Here is a 20,094-nt window from a genome sequence, read left to right as displayed (position 1 = left end):
GTTGGCGGCAAATTCAATGATTCGCCCGTCGGCGGTGCGGACAACGCCCGAGGCGGAGTAAGCAGGGTTTGCTAAGAACCCTGGTCTTACGGCAGGAACGGAACCGAGATTAGGCGCAGCCCGAGGGAAAACCATCGGCTCCTGCCCCTGTTGCGATTACCATAGGTCGCATCGAGTTGGACGCGATCTGGAACCAACCAGTGACGCAGGCCAAATTGATGAAAAGGTTTGCCTTGATCCTGGCCGAAGGTCTCCGCGATCAGCCAGGTGCCTTCGACAAGCTGGACCTCGGTGCCGAGGCCCCAGGTCAAGCGGTTGCACCGGGTCTCCCCCTCGCGCACCCAGCCCACATTGGTGTGCACGACCACGGCGTCGTCGCGGAAGGAAAAGCTGGTCGGTACGTAGGCGTACCAATCGCGGGTGTCAGCCACAGGATGAAGAACCGTGCCCGCGGCCAAGCCGATGCCCCAGCCATTGGTGTCCATGGCTTTGAACAGGCTCTTGCCCTGCAAGACGACATCGGTAGTTTGGGTATGACCGGCTTCTAGGGTGATGGCACCACCCAAGGTCAGCTCCAGATTGCCGGTGAAGTTGCAGGCCGGCAGCGCCCAGATTTCGGTGCTATCGGGGTTCTTCTTGACCCAGCTTTCCAGTTGGCACGCCTTGGCATCGACGATGCGGGCATCGTTGGTAATCATGGGGCGTGCCGCGTGGGCGGTATGGGTGGCCAGCAGCACTGCACTCAGCAGTGCCGCCCGGAGTGACGGGTAGGCCGCTTGGATGCGGTGGGGATGGCGAGAACAGATCATGCGTACAGCGTCCTCTTTTCGGATCGAGACCCACTCCTGTTGCGAGCACGGCCTTTCTCGTGGTGCTCTAGCCGATGCTAACTTAAGAGATTTAAGACGCAGTTACCAGCAGAGCCCGCGCTTCTCCGGCAGGTGGTCGTGGCAGTCGTAGTGCCGGTCCTAGACGCCGCCCAAGCTGTGGGATTGGATTTGGGCGCGCAGGTCTTTGCCAATGCCCATCTCTGCCATCCGAGTCTCGCAAGTACGGCGGATCTCGCGCAGGCAATAGGCTAGCTCAGGCCCGTTGATAAACGCCTTTTACCCGATACAAAATAGCGTTTTCCACTGAGCACGGAGGAAACGATGCGGGTCAGCACTTTGTCGGCCGAGAAGGCTTCTTCGGCGACAACCCTTATTACTCCACCTTCGCCGGGGTACAGCCCACTTTGACCTTACAGCTTTCGCCGGAGTTGAACCTATTCGGTGGGATCCGCTACCACCATGAGTGGATCCGAGAAATGGGACCGGAAAACGACGCCGAACACGCTTTAGGTTTCCTTGTAAGCCGCTATCTCCTCGGCGACCACTTATTCGTGTTTACAACCTCAGGCGGCTACCATCACTTCCGACCCAACTTTAACTACTGGGAAGGAAAAGCTAGGTTAGATTGGTTCACTAGACTTCCGCTCGAATTTGAAGCGCGGATCGGCTTAAGCTATCAGTTCCGTGCCTTGAACTTCGATCTGTACAACCAAACGAGAGACAACCACCGATTCGACACCAACCTCGCCCTAATCAAGCATTTTGGCCGGCTGTTTGCTGAAGTCTGGTGGGATTTTGGCCTCAACCGTGGAGAACAAAACACCCTGTTCGGCTTCTGGCAAGTCGGGGTAGTCTCGTATGACCGACACGCCGTTGGGATCAACGTTGGTCTTGAGCTTTAGGGGGTAGACAGTGACGAACCCTGCCCCCCGCTTGATCGCCCTCGAGGGAAAGGGAGTCAGAACCCTGGTGCTCGAGGGCGAGTGGAACCTCAAAGGCTTGACCCTGGCGCCGGAGCTGGCGCAGCGCCTCGAGCGCTTAGCGCGCACTGGCGATTGGGAATGGGATCTTCGCCCCATCGCCGCCTTAGACAGCGCCGGCGCTTATCTTTTGTGGCGAGCCTTCGGCGGTCGCCTGCCGCCGCGTCTCCAGGCGCGCCCGGAACAGCTGCGCGCTTTCGAAGCGTGGCAAAAACCTGCGATCGCCTCCCTTGCGCCTCCCCCCAAACCCTCTTGGCGTGCGCTCGTGGTCCGGGGGATCCGCTCCTTGTTTGGGCATTTGGCGGACGGCATCGGGCTGTTGGGGCAGGTGGTTCTGGATTTGCTTTATGTCCTCGGTCACCCAAGGGATCTTCCCTGGCGCGAGATTTCCGCGCACATCCACGAAACCGGCGGAAGGGCGCTGGGGATTACCGCCTTGGTGGGATTTTTGATCGGCATCGTGGTGAGTTACCTTTCCTCTCTGCAGTTGCAAGCTTTGGGGGCGCAGATCTACATCGTCGATATTTTAGGGATGAGCATCATTCGTGAACTGGGACCTTTGCTCGCGGCGATCCTCGTGGCAGGCAGATCGGGTTCGGCGATGACCGCCCGCCTCGGCGTGATGCGCCTGACCCAGGAACTCGACGCCTTGGAAGCCATGGGCATCTCCCGCTCCTTACGCCTTGTTCAACCTAAAGTGGTCGCCTTGGTGGTAGGCTTGCCTTTGCTGGTGGTGTGGACCGATCTGATCGCCCTATGCGGTGGGGCGCTTTCGGCCCGGTTGGAGCTGGACATCGGACTTTCCCTGTTCGTCCGCAAGCTGCCGGACGCGGTGCCGGTAGCCAATTACCTCATCGGCCTGGGGAAAGCGGCGGTGTTCGGCCTGCTCATCGCCTTGGTCGCCTGCCACTTTGGCGCGCGCGTCCAACCGGACACCGAAAGCCTAGGGCGCGAGACGACCAATTCGGTAGTCGCCGCGATCACCCTGGTCATCCTCATGGACGCCGTCTTCGCGATCCTATTCCGCGGCATCGGGATGCCATGAATGCGGAAATCATCCGGCTGGAGCACGTCTTTACCCGTTTTGGCGAGCTTTCGGTCCACGAGGACATCAGCTTGAGCCTGAATCGAGGCGAGATTCTCGGTCTGGTCGGTTCCTCCGGCAGCGGCAAGACAGTGCTCATGCGCGAGATGATCGGGTTACAGACCCCTACCGCTGGCAAGGTCTATCTGTTTGGCGAACCGCTGTTGGAATTGCCTGAGGCGCGCCGCCAAGAACTGCGCAACCGCTGTGGGGTGCTGTTTCAGAACGGCGCCCTGTTTAGCTCCTTAAGCGTCTACGACAACATCGCCTTTCCCTTGCGGGAGCTTCGCTGTCTGGACGAAGATACGATTTGCCGCTTGGTGTGCCAAAAACTGGCCATGGTCGGGCTGGCCGCCGAGCACGCTTTTTTAAGCCCCGCCGAGCTGTCTGGCGGGATGGTCCGGCGCACCGCGCTGGCACGCGCCCTCGTTCTGGAACCGGAGCTGTTGTTTTTGGACGAGCCGACCTCCGGGCTCGATCCGGTCCTGAGCGAGGAGTTCGTCGGCCTCCTTAGCGAGCTGCACCTAAGACTCGGATTTACCGTGGTCATGATCACCCATGACCTGCACGTGCTCAAGGATATTTGCACCAAGATCGCCCTGCTCGCTGACCGCCGCCTGGTCGCCTTTGGGGATCTGGCCACCGTGTTGGCCTCCGATCATCCTTTCGCCCGTCGCTTTCTGCACGGCAAGCGCGCGCAGCGCGTCTTTAAAGAAGCAGCCGATGGGTAGAGAAGCGCACGCCGTGTTGGCCGGGCTGTTCGTGTTGGGGCTGGGAATCGTCGCGCTGACAGTCGGCCTGTGGTTGGGAAACGTCGGCGCCGAATACGACCCCTACGTGGTGGTCAGCCGCTATCCGGTTTCCGGTTTGCGGCCGGAATCGACGGTCTTCTATCGCGGCGTGGAGATAGGTAAAGTGACGCGCATCGAGCTCTCCCCTGACGATCTCAACACCATCCGCGTACAGATTCAAATCGCCAAAGGGTTTCCGATGACCGACAAAAGCTTTGCGCGGCTGCGCGTGCAGCCACTCACGGGACTGGCGCAGATCGAACTGGACAGCCGCGAAGGGCCCGCCCGACGCCTGACTACCCGTCCTGAAGCGCCAGCCGTCATCCCGATGCAGCCTTCCCTGTTCGAACAGCTGACCGGCACCGGTCAAGACTTGATGGGGGAGCTGCAACGCCTGGTGCTGGGCTTGAACGAGTTGCTCGACGCCGAGAACCGCAAGCGCATCGCCCAGATCCTCGCCAACGTGGAAGCAGCCAGCCGCGGACTCGTGCGGCTGGAGGCAGAAACGGCGCCCGCGCTGGCGGAGGCGCCTAAAGTCTTAGCCTCCACCCAAAGAACTCTCGCGGCGCTCGAGAAGCTGAGCGGGGAACTTATTACCTTAAGCCAGCAAGGCCAAGCGTTGTTGGCAAAAGGCTCTCGCCTTAGCGCCGCTATTCACCACGACACTCTGCCGCGCTTTCACACGCTGCTTGAGGAAGTCCAGGCCGCTTCCTCGACGCTGAAAAACTTGAGCGAACGTCTGGAGCAGGAACCCCAGGCGGTTCTGTGGGGACCTGCCCCGCCCGAACCCGGTCCAGGCGAGCCCGGCTATCGGGAAAGCCGGCGATGAAACCAAACGCGTTGCCGTTGTTCTTGATCTTGAGCGCGTGCGCTCCGCTGGCCACCCGCCGACCGCCGCCGGCGCTGCACGATTTTGGTCCGCCTCCTGCGGTACGGGAGAACGGCGCCAGAGTGGACGTGACGGCGCCGCCGTGGCTACAGGACACCCGCCTGCGCTACCGCTTGTTGTATCAAGACCCCACCCGAATTCGCTTTTACGCCGAGCACCGCTGGATCGCCCCGCCCCCGGTCTTGCTGGCGCATGCGCTGAGCTTCCTGCCCGCACCGTGCTCCGTAAGGCTTCACGTCCACCTTTACGAGCTCGAGCAGGTGTTTGACACCCCCACCCACAGCCGAATCGTGCTGGGTTTCTGGGTCGAGGCGCTTCGCGCCGACGGCCAGGGCACTGCAAAGCGGTTTTTCCGCTTTAACTGGCCCACCCCTTCGGCCGACGTCCAGGGGGCCGTGGCGGCTTACGCCGAGACGGCAGCTCAGGCAATAGGCGAAATCAAGGCGTGGCTGGATGCCCAAGCAGGCGCGCTTTCGCTTTGTACAGCAAGTGCGGCAACAGCACCTTGAGCGGCATGCGCAGGTAATGGGAGCGCGCATACAACAGAAAACGGGCGATAGCGGTGATTTTGCTGAAGCGCCTAGGAAGCTCTGGAAAAAGCGCGCGCCCGACCAGAAAGTTCATCCAACGCGCAAGAACTGGATGAACGGCGGGTAACGGCCGATCCTGAGGGATCGGGGTGCCTAGAAACCGGTGACTGAACGCCAGCGCATAGGCCAAGGGTCGTTCCCAGCCGTGCGCCTTGGCGCGCTCGACCAAACCCTGCCAGAAATCCGCCTGCCCGCCGCCGAAGTGGCGCAGGAGTTCGTCTAGATCGACCAAATCCCGCAGCCGATTGTTCAGGTCCGAGTCGTAAAACAAGTGGACCGCCGCGTGCAGGACCATATCTTGCGGCCCGAGCACCTTAAAGCGGCTGCCTGCGACCGCCCTGGCCGCGCCCCATAATCGTTCTGGATCGGCGCGCAGCCTGGCGGTGAGAGGAAGCAAGGCGTGATGGATATCGATTTCCACTCGCCGCTCGGGATGGCGCAGCGGCGGAAGCTCGTGCATCCACTCCCGATAATAGCGCTGGTCGTAAGAGCTCAATTTGACCGGCGCAAAGCCCTCGGCCAACAGCAAGGCCTCCATCGCCGCCAAATGTTCGCGCGCCACCAGCAGGTCCAAGTCCGCCGGCAGCCGCCCCCGGGCCCAGGGCAGATCCAGAAGCAAATAGGCGCCCCCTTTGAGGACGATGACCTCAAAATCCGCCTTTCGCAGCACCCGCTCCAGACACGCCATCTCCCAGCGCAGCCGGCGGTTGCGGAAATCGGCGAGAATCCGGCCAGCGTGGAAGCGCTCGCGCACCCTTTCCGGCAACTCCCCCCACAACCCCGCCCGTTCGATGCGATCGCCCAAAGTCGCCGTCAGCCTGGAAAGCTCCGCGAGGACAAGCAGGCGCTCCCACTCCGGCTCCCCAAACTCTAGGACCAACGCCGGATCGCGCAACGCGCTTGCCAATACGTGCAGGGAACTCACGCGAGGGCTTCCAAGACTTCCAGGGCGTCTTGCAAACGCCCATAGACGAAATTGTAGTGCCGGCACCGGCGGATCAGGCGGCCGACCCAGAGGAAGCCCTCGCTGCCCAAGACCTCATAGTTGAAGGCGTTGGTGGCCAATTTAAGGAAAGCATAGGCGGCGGGCACGGGCGTTAACTGGCGTTTTGCGCCTTCGCAAAAGCGGGGAAAGACGATCCAGGCTGGAATCGCCGGTTCGGCGGCGCGTTCTACGCTTTCCGCGCTGGGCCTGAGGTGGGCGACGGTGCCCTTGCGGGTCTTAGGAAACTCAGGTCCGAGCACCGCTTCGGCAGAAAACGCCCGGATGAGTTCGATCGAACGGTTCTTGAGCGGGATCGGCCGCGGCAGTGGGATCAAGGTCCCGTCGACGCGCACCAGCCCGAACTCGTCCGAAAGCAGCCGCCAGCCCGAGAGCATCAGCGCCGCGCACAAGGTGCTCTTGCCCAAGCCCGGCAGCGCCGGCAGGATCAGCGCCCGGCCGCCGCGCTCGAGCACCGCCGCATGGAGCAGCAAATACTGATGGGCGCAGGTAGCGATGCACCAGTTCAAGCCCCATTCGAACAGCGGCGGGGCGTGAGACAACGGAAAAGGCTTAAACAAACTTTGCCCGTCGTGCTCAAAAAGCACCTGAGGACGAACGAGAGCGCGCAGCGTACGAGGACGGCGCAGCAGGATCCGAAAATCGCTCAAGCAATCCTTAGGCAACAAAGGGAAATCGGCGTACAGGTGCTTGAGGAAGGCGGCAAACGCGGCAATCTGCGCCCGCACCCGCACGCAAAAAGGCCCCATGCCGACTACCGCCCCTTCCGCAGAACCCAGAAGTCGCCTCAGCTCGGCGACTGGCAATTGGCAGACCTTCACTCCACCGGCTCGATCAATCCCAAGCGCTCGAATTCGGCGAGGACCTGCTCGATCTTAGGCAGAAAGCGGTCAGCTTGTCCGGCGTACAGCCCATCGGCCAGGTCTTTTGCCGACTGCGGCCCAAGCTCGAGCATTTTCAGAATCGCCATGGCGGTCGCGTTCAGATAATGGGTTTGACCGGAAAGCGCGTTGAAGACCACCGCCTCTTCCGGCCATTCTTCCCAAAGCAGCCGCGCTTTGGGGTGGATGCGCCAGAGGCTATCCCCGCTCAAGGATCAAACGAAGCCCAGCACGAACCGGTGATCGGACCGCCCGATCCGACTTTACCGTAACCGGTGATTTGCCCCATATCGTCAAACAGGATTTGAACCGCGCCCGTCCCACTGCCAATCTCTGTATAATCGCTTAGGTTGACTGGACTGCCGTCTTCTTTAAGCCAACTGCCTGGACTCTGTGGATCTTCATAGACCCAAAACGTATTATTCTGGCTGTCTTGGAGCTGTTTCACATTTACGGTTTGGCGCGCCCAATCGTCATCCGCTTCGGTGGGATCGCGCAATGGGTTTGCGTTCGCATCGGCGCGCTGTTGATCCCGCAGGATGCACTGATAAGCGCTGGCGTTGGCCAGCACCGCCCCGCTGCGCAGCGTCAGAACTACCGGCGCGACCGTCAGCGCCGATTTGACCAGAAGGCGGCGGGAAATTCCAGGGGAATTTTGGGATGCTTTGCGGTTTTCATCCATACCTTAATCTCCGCGTGCTTGTTAACCTGAGTAATATCAATTTGGCAATTTTCACGCCATAATCAAAAATCCTTTTATTATTAAAAACTTGTATTTATACCCAGCAAGCGCCTGTAAAAAATCCTGACAAGTTATTCAGACGCCGGCTGAAGTTTTTTTAGCAGCTTTCGCGCGTACTCGATCGGGATCGCGTAACTGATCCCGCTCGGCTTAGACAAAAGGCTCTCCTTGCTCTCCTGGACGAAGACCTTGTTGAGGATCCCCACGACTTCGCCCGTTTCAGGATGGTATAAAGGACTGCCGCTGTTTCCAGGATAGGCGGTCGCGTCGAGCTGGAATACCGAGAAAGGTTTGTACAGGCGCGGCAGCAGTTTGGGGTCCAATTTATCGGCCCGCAGCGCTGGGATGGCGATGGGCGTGATGCTAGCGATCAGGGCCAAATGGGTGACCGGGTACAGACCGAGCACCATGCCGATGGGGTAACCGGTGAATGCATATTCCTCCCCTTCCCGAACCCGGTTGGAGTCCCCCAAGGCCAAGGCCGGTAAGGGATCGCCTGAAATTTTCAAAAGCGCCAAGTCGTGGGCTGGATCGGTGGCAACGACTTGGGCTCTGCGCAAGCGATCCTGGCGCTGAAACCGGAAAAACACCGCCAGCAATTCGGATTTTTCCTCATCCAGGGAATCGGGCAGGACGTGGGCGCAGGTCAAAACGTAGCGCCCGTCGGCCACGGCAAATCCGGTCCCGCGAAACACCGCCGGCGGCGAGCGGGTGCGCTGAAAGGTCCCAACCGCCAAGATAGAAGGCTTGACCTGCGCCACCGTCTCGGGCAAACCCGCCCAAGCGAAGCCCGGCCAAGCTAGGAAAAAAATCGCGAGCGTCCAGGGCCTCATACCGACAAAAACGCCACAGCGATCTCGGTAAATTCAGAGTACACCTCGCTCATCACGCCCAAGATCTGCCCTTCGCGCAACCGGGTCAAGGCTCTGATCTCTTCGGGAATGTCGGCCAGCACGTCCTCCACCGCGTCTCCTTGGACCAGCACATCGGTCAAGCGGTCGGCCAGATGGACCAAGGCGGTCTCTAAGGGATAACGGCTTGCCGTCTCTGGGTTGAGGTGACAACCGATGGCCTCTTCAAGCCACGCCGGCATGTTCCAGCGCCTGGCGATTTCCGCCCCTACCTCGGCGTAGGTAAAGCCCAAGAGGTCTTTTTCCAACAGCGGCACCAGCTGCCGCTTGCCCTGGCTCGCCAGGAGGATCTCGCGGGCCGGGTCCGGACATTTGAGATAGATGAGCAGCGCCCCGATCGCATGCAAGAGACCCGCCACGAACAGGCGCTCCGGATACAGGACCTTGGCTTCTCTGGCGAGAGAGCGCGCCACGACCGCGCAGTAAACGCTCTGCACCCAGAATTCGTCCATGTTGATCAGCTGAACCGGAAGGTTGCGGAAGGCGCTGACGGCGCAAGTCGCCAAGGCCAGATGGTACAGCGGCTCCATGCCCACTAAGGTGACCGCGCGCGAGATCGTGTCGATGCGCCCGCCAAAGCCATAGACGGGGCTGTTGGCCAGCCGCAAGAGGCGGGCGGTCAAGGCCGGATCGCAGGCGATGATGGCGCCGATGGTCTCGGCCGTGCTGCGCGGGTCGTCGATCGCTGCTTGCAACCTAAAAAGCACATCCGGCAGGGAGACCAAATCGCGCTCGCTTTCCAGAAGCTCAGCAGGAGAAGCGTATTGGCTCATAAGTTCTCGTAAAATTGCAGCACCCGGGCGACGTATTCGCGCGTTTCCAAATAAGGGGGGATTTGATTGCCGTACTTGCGCACCGCTCCTTCCCCGGCATTATACGCCGCCACCGCCAGCCTGATATCGCCAAAAGTCGAAAGCAGATCGCGCAGGTAACGCGCTCCGGCCTCAAGGTTCTTGAACGGATCGTAGCGATCCCCAATCCCATAGCGGGCGGCGGTCTCCGGCATCAGCTGCATCAGCCCGACCGCCCCTTTGGGCGAGACGGCGTTCGGATTATAAGCCGATTCGGCGCGGATGATCGCGTGCAGCAGTTTGGGGTCTAGGCGATATTTTTGGGCGACCTGTTCGATCGCCGGGGCAAGCTCGGTTTTTTTATGCCAAGACAGCTTGAGGCTTGGCGCGAAGGAGATTCTTGGCGTGCGGACGAGCAGCCGATAACCTGCGTGTTTCGGTCGGTCGGTGTAGTACACCTGGCCGCTCGGGTCCACGTATTTGTAGATGTCTGCCGCCGCCGGCCAAGCCAAGCAAACGGTTCCCAGCCAGAACCAACGCCACTGCATGCCTTCCTCCCTTGCAAGTTACGGTCATTTCAAGTTTAGTCCAATTTAGGCCGGATTCTTGCCGCACACTCGCTCGCACGCCAACGCGCCTGGACGACATCGTCGGCGCTCGCCAGCGCCACCCCCATGCGCCGTCTGGGGAAAGCGAGCGGTTTGCCAAACAGACGGACTTGGGTTTCTGGAATCGCCAACGCTTGTTCTAGGCCCTCGTACACCAAACCTACCCCCTCCACTCCGGCGTAGATCACGGCGCTGGCGGCCGGGCGCTCAAGCCGCGTGTCTATGGGCAAACCTAAAAACGCGCGCACGTGCAGCTCGAATTCGCTCAAGCGTTGGCTGGCCAGGGTCACCAGGCCGGTATCGTGCGGCCGGGGGCTGACCTCGCTGAACCAAACCTGATCGCCTTTTACGAACAGTTCCACCCCAAACAACCCCTGCCCGGAAAGCGCCTCGACCACGCAAGCGGCTTGCCGATGCGCCTCGGCCAGCGCCTTTTCCGTCATCGCTTGGGGTTGCCAGCTCTCCACGTAATCGCCGTGCACCTGGCGATGGCCGATGGGTTCGCAAAAATAGGTTTTCATCTTCCCCGCTTCCAAAGCGCGCACGGTGAGCAAGGTGATCTCGAACTCGAAATCCACCTTCGCCTCCACGATCACCCGCTGCGCCGCAACGCGCCCTCCGAATCGAGCCTTCTCCCACGCCTTTTCCAACTCTTGGCGGCTGCTGACTTGCGATTGACCCTTGCCGGAAGAGGACATGGTCGGCTTGACAAAACAGGGGTAACCGATCTCTTCGGCGGCGGCGACAAGCTCGTCCAACGAACCGGCGAAAGCGTAGCGGGAAGTCGGCAACCCTAAAGTCTCCGCCGCCAACCGCCGGATTCCTTCGCGGTCCATGGTCAGCTTGACCGCTCTGGCGCAAGGAACCACTTTGGCAAGACCGGCCTGTTCGATCTCAAGCAAGGCGTCGGTAGCGATCGCCTCGATCTCGGGCACGATGAAATCCGGACGCTCGCGCTCGACCAAGGCCAGAATTTGCCTCGGATCGGTCATGTCGATGACGTGCTTGACCGGCGCTACCTGCTGAGCCGGCGCGTTTTCGTAGCGGTCCACAGCGATCACCTCGACGCCGTAACGCGCCAGACAAATAGCCACCTCTTTGCCCAATTCTCCCGAACCCAACAGCATCGCCTTGGTGGCGCTTTGGGTCAGAGCGGTTCCGATGCGCATGCGACTCCTCCTTTGGTTTGACGGCATTGCAAGGCCAAAGCCAGGCGCTTGGCGGAAATGGGATAGGCGGTCTTGACCGGCTGGGCAAAGAGCTGAACCCGAAACTCTTCCAGATCCCAGCGCAAAGGGTCAACTTCAGGCCAAGGAATCTCGCCTGCCCGTACCCGGCTCCAATAGCTTTCCCATAAAGGCCGAATTTGCTTAAGTTTGGCTTCGTCCTTAAGGGGCGCGTATTCCGCCTTGGTAAGGCGGTATTGCAAGGCTTGAAGAAAGCGGGGCAGCTCGCGCAACTTAAGCCAAGGGGTGGCTTTAACAAAGCCGCGATAACAGAGCAAAGCGAGTTGTTCGCGCATGTCTTTTCCGCTTGGGGCGTTTTCCAAGCGCTTGAGCTGAGGGCTGTCCGAGCACGCCTTACGCCATTCCAAAATCCGCTTAAGCGTGCCGGCAATCTCTTGCGCGGTGGCAAACAGCTCCCCCCGATGCGCGGCAAGGCACGCGGAAAACGCCTTCTCGTTACGAATTTCTTCGGTTTCTGCCGCCAAAAACGCCTGCTCCACCGCCAGATCGATCACCTCGTCCACCAAAGCCAAAGACGCTTCCCGCCCGAGGAACGGATGGGGCGGAAGATGCGCATAAGCCAGTTCCTCGGCAGGGCCAAGGGGAAGTTGTTTCTTAAGCTGCTTGATTTCTTTGGCCAGCGCCACTTGGATCAGCCGGTTGAGGCCGCGGCGATGCGCCAGGCGGGCTTCCTCGGAAGTTGCAAACAGCCGGATTCCACAGCTTTCCCCTTCGTCCACCAGGGCCGGGAAAGCAACGACGGACTGACCCTGTTGCGAGATTTGGCATTGTTTGGGCAGCTCCCCAAAGTCCCAACGCTTCAGACCCGATTGGCGCATTTTTTCGGCGACGTTTTCAAACCGCCGGCGGGCCAGGGGCAAAAGCTTGGCTTTGAGCTTGGCCAGGTCCCGCCCTTGGGCCAAAATCCGGCCTTGATCGTCGAGTACCTGGAAATTCATCTTCAGGTGATCGGGAAGCGTGACCGCCTTGAGCGTCTCGGGGTTCACTTCGAGCCCGAAGACCGTTTTAAGCGCGGCTCCAAGCGCTTGCCAGAAATCGCCCTCGCCAAAGCGCAAGCAAGCCAAAACGCGCCCTCCCGCCTCGGAAATCGGCGCCAGTTGGCGGCGCAAAGCTTTAGGCAGGCCTTTGAGCAGAAAGACGAGTTTTTCCTCCAACAGGCCAGGCACCAGCCAGTCGAACGCCGCCTCGGGCAGCTGCGGCAAGGCAAAAAGCGGCACTCTGAGCGATACCCCATCGTCCAGCGCTCCCGGCTCGTAGCGGTAACTGAGCTCAAGCTGCAACCCTTCCCCCTCCCAGATTTCGGGAAAAGCGTTTGGATTTAGGCCAACCAGGGGTGGGAAGTCCTCGCGGTTCAGCTTGAGCAGTTCAGGGCACTGGCGAACCGCCCGGCGATACCAGCGCGCCAGGCCGTCGGTATCGACGATGTCGTCAGGGATACGTTGGTCGTAGAACGCAAACAACCACTCTTCGGCCACCGTGAGGTCCAAGCGCCTGAGCTTGTGCTGCCAGGATTTGACTTCCTCCAACACGGCGCGATTGTGGCGGAAGAATTCGAGCTCAAAATCGCCCTCTTGTTCTACCAAAGCCGCGCGGATGAAGATCTCCCGCGCTTCCTGAGGTTGAATACGGGCAAGAGAAACCTTACGCCGTTCCACTAAGGTCAAGCCAAACAGCGTCACCCGCTCGAAAGCGATCACTTGGCCTGCCTTGCGCTCCCAATGCGGCTCGTAATAATGGCGTTTGATCAAATGGGAAGCCAAACGCTCGATCCACTCCGGCTCCACCTGGGCGCAGATCCTGCCATAGACCTTGCTGGTTTCGACCTGCTCGGCGCAAACCAGCCAACGCGGGCGGGTTTTAAACACCGCCGAACCTGGGAAGATATAGAATTTGAGCCCGTAGGCGCCGGTGTACTCGAACTTCTCCTGGCGAAACCCGATCTGGGACAACAAGCCGCTCAAAATCGCGCGGTGGATTTCGGCGTACTGGGCCGGCTCAAGGTTGGGACGCCAGCCCAACTCGCCTTTGATCACTTCCATGAGCTGGGCGTGGAGGTCCTGCCATTCGCGCATCCGGGAGTAGGACAAAAAGTGCTGCTGGCAGAACTTGCGCAGCCCGGTTCGAGACAAGCGCTTTTGCTCTTCGCTAAAAGCGCGCCACAGCTTGAGCAGACTCAAAAAATCGGAGCACTCATCGCGCCATAGGGCGTGTTTGGCGTCGGCCGCCTCGGCTTGGCTCGCGGGGCGCTCGCGCACATCCTGAATGCTCAAGGCAGAAACGATCACCGCCAGTTCGGACAGGCAGTTTTCTTTCTTCGCCTCGACCAGCATTCTGGCCAAGCGCGGGTCGATGGGAAATTTGAGCAGCAAGTGGCCGATTTCGGTCAAGGCGCCGCTTAAATCAAGCGCCTGAAGCTCCTGAAGCAGCTTGATTCCGGCCCGGATCTGCCGCGGGTCGGGGGGATCGAGGAAGGGAAACCGCTCGGCCTCCCCCAACCCCAAGGCTTTCATCTTTAAAATCACCGCCGCCAGATTGGTGCGCAAAATCTCCGGCTCGGTGAAGGCGGGACGGGCGTTAAAGTCTTCTTCCGAATATAAGCGCAACGCAACTCCCGGCGCGATCCGGCCGCACCGCCCGGCGCGCTGCTTAGCCGCAGCCTGGGAGATCGGCTCGATCGGCAGGCGCTGCAACTTGCTGCGGGGACTAAAACGGCTGATGCGGGCCAGACCCGTGTCGATCACCGCCCGGATCCTAGGCACGGTGAGGGAGGTCTCGGCGACGTTGGTCGCGAGGATGATTCGGGGGCGAGCGCCGGGGTTGAAGACCCGTTGCTGCTCCTTAGCGCTAAGGCGCGCATAGAGCGGGAGGATTTCAAAGTGTTCGGGATGGTTTTTGCGCAAGGCTTCGGCGGTCTCGCGGATGTCGCGCTCTCCGGGGAGAAACACGAGAATATCCGCCAAACCTTCACGCGCCAGTTCATCCACCGCCCTTAAGATCGCTTGGATGCGGTCGTCGGCTTCGTTTTCGGCAAGCGGCCGGTAGCGGATTTCCACCGGGAAGCTCCGCCCCGAGACCTCGATGATCGGAGCGCCGCCAAAGTGCTCGGCGAAGCGCTCCGGGTCGATGGTAGCGGAAGTAATGATGAGTTTGAGGTCGGGCCGATGCGGAAGCAGCCACTTGAGGTAGCCCAACAGGAAATCGATGTTGAGACTGCGTTCGTGCGCCTCGTCGAGGATGAGGGTATCGTACCGGTTGAGATAGCGGTCCTGCTGGATCTCGGCCAACAAGATCCCGTCGGTCATGAGCTTGATGCGGGTATTTGGACCGGTGTGGTCGTGGAAGCGGACCTTGCAACCGACCCACGCCGGGTCCAAGGGTCGGAGTTCTTCGGCGATACGCGCTGCCAGGCTGCGGGCGGCGATGCGGCGCGGCTGGGTATGGCCGATCAGGCCGCGGACGCCGCGCCCGGCTTCCAAGCAAATTTTAGGCAACTGCGTGGTCTTGCCCGACCCGGTCTCGCCGCAGACGACAACGACCGGATGCGCCTGTAAGGCTTGAAGGATTGGCTCCTTTTTTTGTACGATCGGCAGCGGCGGATAATCTAAACGCAAAGGCTCGATCCGGATAGCGGGTAAGCGATTTAGGTCTACCTGCATGGCGTTCAAAGGGCTTGATCTTTAGCTCATTATGCCATAGCCTTGGATGCGTCCCTAAGTTGCACCCATCCCGTGGCTCTAGAAATCGAGCGCAAATTCAAAGTATTAAACGACTCCTGGCGTCCCCACGCCACCCACGCCGTACGCCTCCGCCAAGGCTACCTCAATGGGGCAGAAAAGTGTTCGGTGCGCGTGCGCACGGCTTTAGGGCGCGGCTGGCTGAACATCAAAAGCGCCACCCTAGGCGCCAAGCGCCACGAATACGAATACGAGATCCCTTACGGCGATGCCGAAGAGCTGCTCAACACGCTTTGTCGGCGGCCGCTGATCGAAAAGGTCCGGCATTTCGTTAGCTTTGGCGACCATCTTTGGGAAATCGACGTGTTCGAAGGCGACAACCAAGGGCTGGTGCTTGCGGAAATCGAGCTCTCGCATCCCGAAGAAGAATTTGCTCGCCCTTCTTGGCTAGGCCAAGAGGTTACCAACGATCCTCGCTACTACAACACCTATTTGGCGCAAACGCCGTTCAAACTCTGGCGCGATCGTTAAACCATGGGCTTTTTCCTCGAGCTGGTGCTGATCCTGGCGGGATTGCTGGCCATCGCGCTGATGATCGGCAGCCGCCTGCCCAAGACGCACGTGGCCGCAAGCGCCATCCGGCTGCAGGCCCAACCGGAGCAAATCTGGTCGATCCTTACCGATTTCAAGGCGTATCCCGATTGGCGGATGGGGCTAGAGCGCGTGGAAGTCGGCCAAGCCGAGGACGGTTTGCCGATGTGGGTCGAGGTGAGCGCGCAAGCCGGCAAGCTGGCGTTCAAGGTCGTGGAAGCTAAGCCGCCTTTCCGGCTCGTGACCCAGCTCGCCGATCCGAGCTTGCCTTTGCGCGGCCGCTGGATCTACGAACTGAAGCAAGAGAACGGCGAGACCGTGCTCACCATCACCGAAACCGAGCAGATTTACCACCCCTTATTGCGCTTCTGCGTACGCTACTTGCTCCGCTACCACAGCGCAATGGACGTGTTCCTCGCCGAACTGGCCTTAAAGCTAGGACAGGCGCCCAAGATAAAGCACCTGGGACTTAAGCTCCAAGACGCCTAAAGCTCTTCCGGCAAATAAGCCAAAAAATTGCGTGAATCGTCGGCATAGACCAGAAAATAGGGATTGAGTATCGAGTCTTTGGTGTTGTAGCGCAAAGGCTTTCCGGCCAAATCGACCACGTATCCCCCCGCCTCCACCACGACGCACTGAGCCGCAGCGGTATCCCATTCGGAAGTCGGCCCCAAACGCGGGTAAAGATCGGCGCGCCCTTCCGCCACCAGACAAAATTTCAAAGAGCTTCCGATCGAGATCAATTCGTAGGCGCCGTCCAACTTTTGCAGATACGCCTTGAACGCGGGGGTCTGGTGCGATCGGCTGCCAACGATGACCAGCTTCTCAGGCGCCGGCTTGCGCACCCGAATCGCCTGTGGCGCGGCCTCCCCTACTTGTTTGAACGCGCCCAGGCCGGTCGCCGCGTAATACGTGGTGTCTTGCACCGGAACGTGAACCACTCCGAGCACTGGTTCATGGTGGTGGATAAGCGCCACGTTGACGGTGAATTCGCCGTTGCGGTTGATGAATTCCTTCGTTCCATCGAGCGGATCCAGCAACCAATATGTCGACCATTTACGGCGCTCTTGGTACGGCGCCGCCTCGTCCTCCTCGGAGAGGATCGGAAATTGCGCCGGTAAACTCCACAGCGCTTCCTTCAAGCAACGGTGAGCCGCGGTGTCCGCGGCGGTCAAAGGAGACCGATCACCCTTGCGGTAGACGGAAAAATCCGAAGCGTAGATTTTGAGTATCTTGTGCCCGGCCCGGCGCACGGCCGCCAACACTCGAGCTTGCAAATCAGCTAGATCTAGCCCATGCATACGAGGACCTTACCCATCGGGATAGAATTGAAAAAATTCTAGTCTATAAGAAGGCAGCCAATGCAAGCCCAGAATCTGCAAAAAACTTGAAATTCCGCTCCGATTAAGCTCAAATTAAGCAAGACTTCCCGCTTCGACGATTTCTCAACAACCCTTAAATTGGAGACGCGCGTGAGCAACGCAATCGTGCATGTAACCGACGACGATTTTGACCGCGAGGTTTTGCAGTCCACTCAGCCGGTGCTGGTGGATTTCTGGGCCGAATGGTGCGGCCCGTGTAGGATGATTGCCCCTATTCTCGATCAGATCGCCGAAGAGTACCAAGGCCGCTTGAAGGTCGCCAAGCTGAACATCGACGAAAACCCGCGAACGCCTCAGCATTATGGGGTACGAGGCATTCCCACCCTGATGTTGTTCAAAAACGGCGAAGTGGAAGCGACCAAAGTCGGCGCCTTGAGCAAATCCCAGCTTGAAGCTTTCCTAGAACAAAACCTGTAACCAGGCTCGCCCGTTCTCGGCGAACGGGCGCCTAAAACTCACCCTGTCGCTTCATTTAAAGATCTTCTTAAGATTAAAGATCTTAAGATCCGCAAGAGTTCTCTACCGCCAAAAACCTGAAATCCATGAACCTGACCGAACTCAAACGCAAATCCGCCGCAGAACTTTTGGAAATCGCTGAATCTCTAGAAATCGAAGGGGTCTCCCGCAGCCGCAAGCAAGACCTGATCTTCGCCATCCTCAAGAAACTGGCGAAAAACGGCGAAGACATCTTTGGCGATGGGGTCTTGGAGATCCTGCAAGACGGCTTCGGTTTCCTGCGTTCTGCGGACTGCTCCTATCTGGCCGGCCCCGACGACATCTACGTTTCCCCCAGCCAGATCCGCCGCTTTAGCCTGCGCACCGGGGACACGATCTCCGGCAAGATTCGCCCGCCCAAGGAGGGAGAGCGCTATTTCGCAATGCTCAAGGTCGAGCAGATCAACTTCGAGCCGCCGGAAGTGGCCAAACACAAGGTCGATTTTTCTAACCTGACCCCCCTCTTTCCCCAAGAGCGCTTCGTGTTGGAGTTGGGCAACGGCAGCACTGAAGACTTGACCGCCCGGGTGATCGATCTGGTCGCCCCGATCGGCAAGGGGCAGCGCGGCTTGATCGTATCCCCGCCCAAAGCCGGCAAGACGATGATTCTGCAGAACATCGCCCACTCCATCGCGATCAAGAACCCGGAGTGTTACCTGATCGTGCTGCTGATCGACGAGCGTCCCGAGGAGGTGACGGAGATGGAACGCTCGGTGCGCGGCGAAGTCATCTCCAGCACGTTCGACGAGCCGCCCACCCGCCACGTCCAGGTGGCCGAGATGGTCATCGAGAAGGCCAAACGCCTGGTCGAACACCGGCGCGACGTGGTGATTCTGCTCGATTCCATCACCCGCTTGGCGCGGGCTTACAACGCGGTGGTTCCTTCTTCCGGCAAGCTGCTGACCGGCGGGGTGGACGCCAACGCCTTGGAAAAGCCCAAGCGCTTCTTCGGCGCGGCGCGCAACATCGAAGAAGGCGGGAGCCTCACCATTATCGCCACCGCGCTGATCGAGACCGGATCGCGCATGGACGACGTGATCTTTGAAGAATTCAAAGGCACCGGCAATATGGAACTGCACCTCGAGCGTAAGATCGCGGAAAGGCGCATTTACCCGGCGATCAACATCAACCGCTCCGGAACGCGGCGGGAAGAATACCTAGTGCCCCAAGACGAGCTGCAAAAAGCCTGGATCTTGCGCAAGATCCTCCAGCCCATGGATGAGGTCGCAGCCATCGAGTTTTTGCTCGACAAACTGCGCCAGACCAAAACCAACGCCGAATTCTTCGAATCGATGAAGCGCGCCTGAGAACTTCAGAGGCGACGCAAAACCCGCTCGGCCGCCGCTAAGGTCGCGGTCAAAGTGTCTTCATCGTGGGCTGCGGAAACAAAACCGGCCTCAAAGGGAGAGGGTGCCAGGTACACTCCCTCGCTCAGCATGCCGTGGAAAAAGCGCTTGAACAGCTCCTGGTCGCAGGCCATCACTTGGGCGAAGTTAGTAACTTCCGGAGCGGAGGTAAAAAACAATCCAAACATTCCCCCGACTTGGTTGGTACAAAGCGCAATCCCGCAGGCCGCCGCCCGCTCTTTAAGCCCTTCCGCCAACGCTTCCGTCTTTTCTGTCAGCCGCGCGTAAAAGCCCGGCTCAGAAACCAGCTCCAAGGTCTTTAGCCCAGCCGCCAGCGCGACCGGATTGCCGGATAAGGTACCGGCCTGATAGACCGGCCCTTGCGGGGCAAGGTGTTCCATGATTTCTCGCCGCCCGCCGAAGGCGCCTACCGGCATCCCGCCGCCGATGACCTTGCCCAAGCTGGTAAGATCCGGTGTCACCCCGTACAGCGCCTGCGCGCCGCCCAGCGCCACCCGGAAGCCGGTCATGACCTCATCGAAGATCAACACGCTGCCGTACTTAGTGCACAACTCCCTCAGCGTCTCTAGAAATCCAGGCACCGGCGGCACGCAGTTCATGTTGCCGGCCACCGGCTCGACGATCAGGCAGGCGATCTCCTCTCCCTTCTGTTCGAACAATTCCCGCACTGCGTCCACGTCGTTGTACGGCAGGGTCCAAGTGTGTTCGGCCAGACTGGCCGGCACCCCCGGAGAGCTCGGCACGCCCAGGGTCAAAGCTCCGGAACCGGCTTTTACCAACAAGCTGTCGGCGTGGCCGTGGTAGCAGCCTTCGAACTTGACGATCTTGTCGCGTCCGGTAAACCCACGCGCCAGGCGAATCGCGCTCATCGTCGCTTCGGTGCCGGAGTTGACTAGGCGCACCATCTCCAGCGAAGGGACTTTGTCGCATAGAAAACGCGCCATCTGCACCTCGATCTCGGTCGGCGCGCCAAAGCTCAAACCTTTCTCCGCCGCGGCCACAAGCCCCGCCAAAACTTCAGGATGGGCGTGACCGACGATCATCGCCCCCCACGAACCTACGTAATCGATGTAGCGACGACCTTCCACATCGTACAGGAACGGCCCTTTGGCGCGTTCGAAAAATATCGGCCGGCCGCCTACCGCCCGAAAAGCGCGCACCGGCGAATTGACCCCGCCAGGAATCAGCGCGCTGGCCGCCTCGAACAATTGGTGCGAGGATTTCATCCGCCTTCTCCC

Annotated in this window: 22 protein-coding genes; 10 read left to right on the top strand and 12 right to left on the bottom strand. The window is 59.9% G+C overall.

Going from position 1 to position 20,094, the window contains the following annotated elements:
- Window positions 1-86: 86 nt before the first annotated feature.
- Window positions 87-809, bottom strand: a complete 723-nt coding sequence (locus tag ACYQ3M_RS08095; RefSeq protein WP_460035564.1) for a hypothetical protein — start codon at window positions 807-809, stop codon at window positions 87-89.
- Between the two features lie 138 nt (window positions 810-947).
- On the opposite strand from ACYQ3M_RS08095, the gene ACYQ3M_RS08090 reads away from it, so the two are divergent.
- The 6 genes from ACYQ3M_RS08090 to ACYQ3M_RS08065 all read left to right on the top strand — a co-directional run bounded on the left by ACYQ3M_RS08090 (window position 948) and on the right by ACYQ3M_RS08065 (window position 5,083).
- A complete protein-coding gene (locus ACYQ3M_RS08090) occupies window positions 948-1,082 on the top strand; it encodes a hypothetical protein (protein WP_460035563.1) in 135 nt (44 codons plus the stop codon).
- A 152-nt stretch (window positions 1,083-1,234) separates the two neighbouring features.
- Entirely contained in the window at window positions 1,235-1,732 is a 498-nt protein-coding gene (locus ACYQ3M_RS08085; RefSeq protein WP_460035562.1) for a hypothetical protein, read from the top strand.
- A gap of 10 nt (window positions 1,733-1,742) precedes the next feature.
- Window positions 1,743-2,855 carry an ABC transporter permease gene (locus ACYQ3M_RS08080; RefSeq protein ID WP_460035561.1) on the top strand — a complete coding sequence of 371 codons (1,113 nt, stop codon included), beginning with the start codon at window positions 1,743-1,745 and terminating at the stop codon, window positions 2,853-2,855.
- Entirely contained in the window at window positions 2,852-3,625 is a 774-nt protein-coding gene (locus ACYQ3M_RS08075; RefSeq protein ID WP_460035560.1) for an ABC transporter ATP-binding protein, read from the top strand. The genes ACYQ3M_RS08080 and ACYQ3M_RS08075 overlap by 4 nt, the downstream gene beginning before the upstream one ends.
- The gene (locus tag ACYQ3M_RS08070; RefSeq protein ID WP_460035559.1) at window positions 3,618-4,514 is read left to right on the top strand and encodes an MlaD family protein; all 897 of its coding nucleotides are present in this window, start codon (window positions 3,618-3,620) and stop codon (window positions 4,512-4,514) included. Before ACYQ3M_RS08075 ends, ACYQ3M_RS08070 begins: the two co-directional genes overlap by 8 nt.
- The gene (locus ACYQ3M_RS08065; RefSeq protein WP_460035558.1) at window positions 4,511-5,083 is read left to right on the top strand and encodes an ABC-type transport auxiliary lipoprotein family protein; all 573 of its coding nucleotides are present in this window, start codon (window positions 4,511-4,513) and stop codon (window positions 5,081-5,083) included. The genes ACYQ3M_RS08070 and ACYQ3M_RS08065 overlap by 4 nt, the downstream gene beginning before the upstream one ends.
- Here the strand turns inward: ACYQ3M_RS08065 and ACYQ3M_RS08060 are convergent.
- The 9 genes from ACYQ3M_RS08060 to hrpA all read right to left on the bottom strand — a co-directional run bounded on the left by ACYQ3M_RS08060 (window position 5,013) and on the right by hrpA (window position 15,003).
- Window positions 5,013-6,089: a nucleotidyltransferase domain-containing protein gene (locus tag ACYQ3M_RS08060; RefSeq protein WP_460035557.1), complete on the bottom strand. Its 1,077-nt coding sequence runs from the start codon at window positions 6,087-6,089 to the stop codon at window positions 5,013-5,015. The two genes, ACYQ3M_RS08065 and ACYQ3M_RS08060, sit on opposite strands and share 71 nt — an antisense overlap.
- On the bottom strand, window positions 6,086-6,988 hold the full coding sequence (locus tag ACYQ3M_RS08055; RefSeq protein WP_460035556.1) for an HprK-related kinase A: 903 nt from the start codon (window positions 6,986-6,988) through the stop codon (window positions 6,086-6,088). The genes ACYQ3M_RS08060 and ACYQ3M_RS08055 overlap by 4 nt, the downstream gene beginning before the upstream one ends.
- A complete protein-coding gene (locus tag ACYQ3M_RS08050; protein ID WP_460035555.1) occupies window positions 6,985-7,260 on the bottom strand; it encodes an HPr-rel-A system PqqD family peptide chaperone in 276 nt (91 codons plus the stop codon). The genes ACYQ3M_RS08055 and ACYQ3M_RS08050 overlap by 4 nt, the downstream gene beginning before the upstream one ends.
- The gene (locus ACYQ3M_RS08045; protein ID WP_460035554.1) at window positions 7,257-7,730 is read right to left on the bottom strand and encodes a hypothetical protein; all 474 of its coding nucleotides are present in this window, start codon (window positions 7,728-7,730) and stop codon (window positions 7,257-7,259) included. Before ACYQ3M_RS08045 ends, ACYQ3M_RS08050 begins: the two co-directional genes overlap by 4 nt.
- 131 nt (window positions 7,731-7,861) lie before the next feature.
- A complete protein-coding gene (locus tag ACYQ3M_RS08040) occupies window positions 7,862-8,623 on the bottom strand; it encodes a S1 family peptidase (protein WP_460035553.1) in 762 nt (253 codons plus the stop codon).
- Window positions 8,620-9,474: an HDOD domain-containing protein gene (locus ACYQ3M_RS08035; RefSeq protein WP_460035552.1), complete on the bottom strand. Its 855-nt coding sequence runs from the start codon at window positions 9,472-9,474 to the stop codon at window positions 8,620-8,622. The genes ACYQ3M_RS08040 and ACYQ3M_RS08035 overlap by 4 nt, the downstream gene beginning before the upstream one ends.
- Entirely contained in the window at window positions 9,471-10,040 is a 570-nt protein-coding gene (locus tag ACYQ3M_RS08030) for a transglycosylase SLT domain-containing protein (protein WP_460035551.1), read from the bottom strand. Before ACYQ3M_RS08030 ends, ACYQ3M_RS08035 begins: the two co-directional genes overlap by 4 nt.
- Window positions 10,041-10,075: 35 nt before the next feature.
- Window positions 10,076-11,269 carry a formate-dependent phosphoribosylglycinamide formyltransferase gene (gene purT, locus ACYQ3M_RS08025; RefSeq protein ID WP_460035550.1) on the bottom strand — a complete coding sequence of 398 codons (1,194 nt, stop codon included), beginning with the start codon at window positions 11,267-11,269 and terminating at the stop codon, window positions 10,076-10,078.
- Complete coding sequence (gene hrpA, locus ACYQ3M_RS08020; RefSeq protein WP_460035593.1) at window positions 11,248-15,003, bottom strand: ATP-dependent RNA helicase HrpA; 3,756 nt, start codon at window positions 15,001-15,003, stop codon at window positions 11,248-11,250. Before hrpA ends, purT begins: the two co-directional genes overlap by 22 nt.
- Window positions 15,004-15,075: 72 nt before the next feature.
- Between hrpA and ACYQ3M_RS08015 the strand changes: the two genes are divergently transcribed.
- Both ACYQ3M_RS08015 and ACYQ3M_RS08010 read left to right on the top strand, forming a co-directional pair.
- Complete coding sequence (locus tag ACYQ3M_RS08015) at window positions 15,076-15,552, top strand: CYTH domain-containing protein (RefSeq protein WP_460035549.1); 477 nt, start codon at window positions 15,076-15,078, stop codon at window positions 15,550-15,552.
- A 3-nt stretch (window positions 15,553-15,555) separates the two neighbouring features.
- The gene (locus ACYQ3M_RS08010; protein ID WP_460035548.1) at window positions 15,556-16,101 is read left to right on the top strand and encodes an SRPBCC family protein; all 546 of its coding nucleotides are present in this window, start codon (window positions 15,556-15,558) and stop codon (window positions 16,099-16,101) included.
- On the opposite strand, the gene cysQ is transcribed toward ACYQ3M_RS08010, so the two are convergent.
- Window positions 16,098-16,913, bottom strand: a complete 816-nt coding sequence (gene cysQ / locus ACYQ3M_RS08005; RefSeq protein WP_460035547.1) for a 3'(2'),5'-bisphosphate nucleotidase CysQ — start codon at window positions 16,911-16,913, stop codon at window positions 16,098-16,100. The genes ACYQ3M_RS08010 and cysQ overlap by 4 nt on opposite strands.
- A 171-nt stretch (window positions 16,914-17,084) precedes the next feature.
- Between cysQ and trxA the strand changes: the two genes are divergently transcribed.
- Together trxA and rho are read left to right on the top strand one after the other, a co-directional pair.
- Window positions 17,085-17,411, top strand: coding sequence for a thioredoxin TrxA (gene trxA, locus ACYQ3M_RS08000; RefSeq protein WP_460035546.1), 327 nt, complete (start codon window positions 17,085-17,087; stop codon window positions 17,409-17,411).
- Between the two features lie 125 nt (window positions 17,412-17,536).
- Window positions 17,537-18,796: a transcription termination factor Rho gene (gene rho / locus ACYQ3M_RS07995; RefSeq protein ID WP_460035545.1), complete on the top strand. Its 1,260-nt coding sequence runs from the start codon at window positions 17,537-17,539 to the stop codon at window positions 18,794-18,796.
- A gap of 5 nt (window positions 18,797-18,801) precedes the next feature.
- On the opposite strand, the gene hemL is transcribed toward rho, so the two are convergent.
- A complete protein-coding gene (hemL, locus tag ACYQ3M_RS07990; protein WP_460035544.1) occupies window positions 18,802-20,082 on the bottom strand; it encodes a glutamate-1-semialdehyde 2,1-aminomutase in 1,281 nt (426 codons plus the stop codon).
- Between the last annotated feature and the right edge of the window lie 12 nt (window positions 20,083-20,094).

The organism is Methylothermus subterraneus (assembly GCF_054656915.1).
This window is presented reverse-complemented; position numbering and strand designations above follow the sequence as displayed.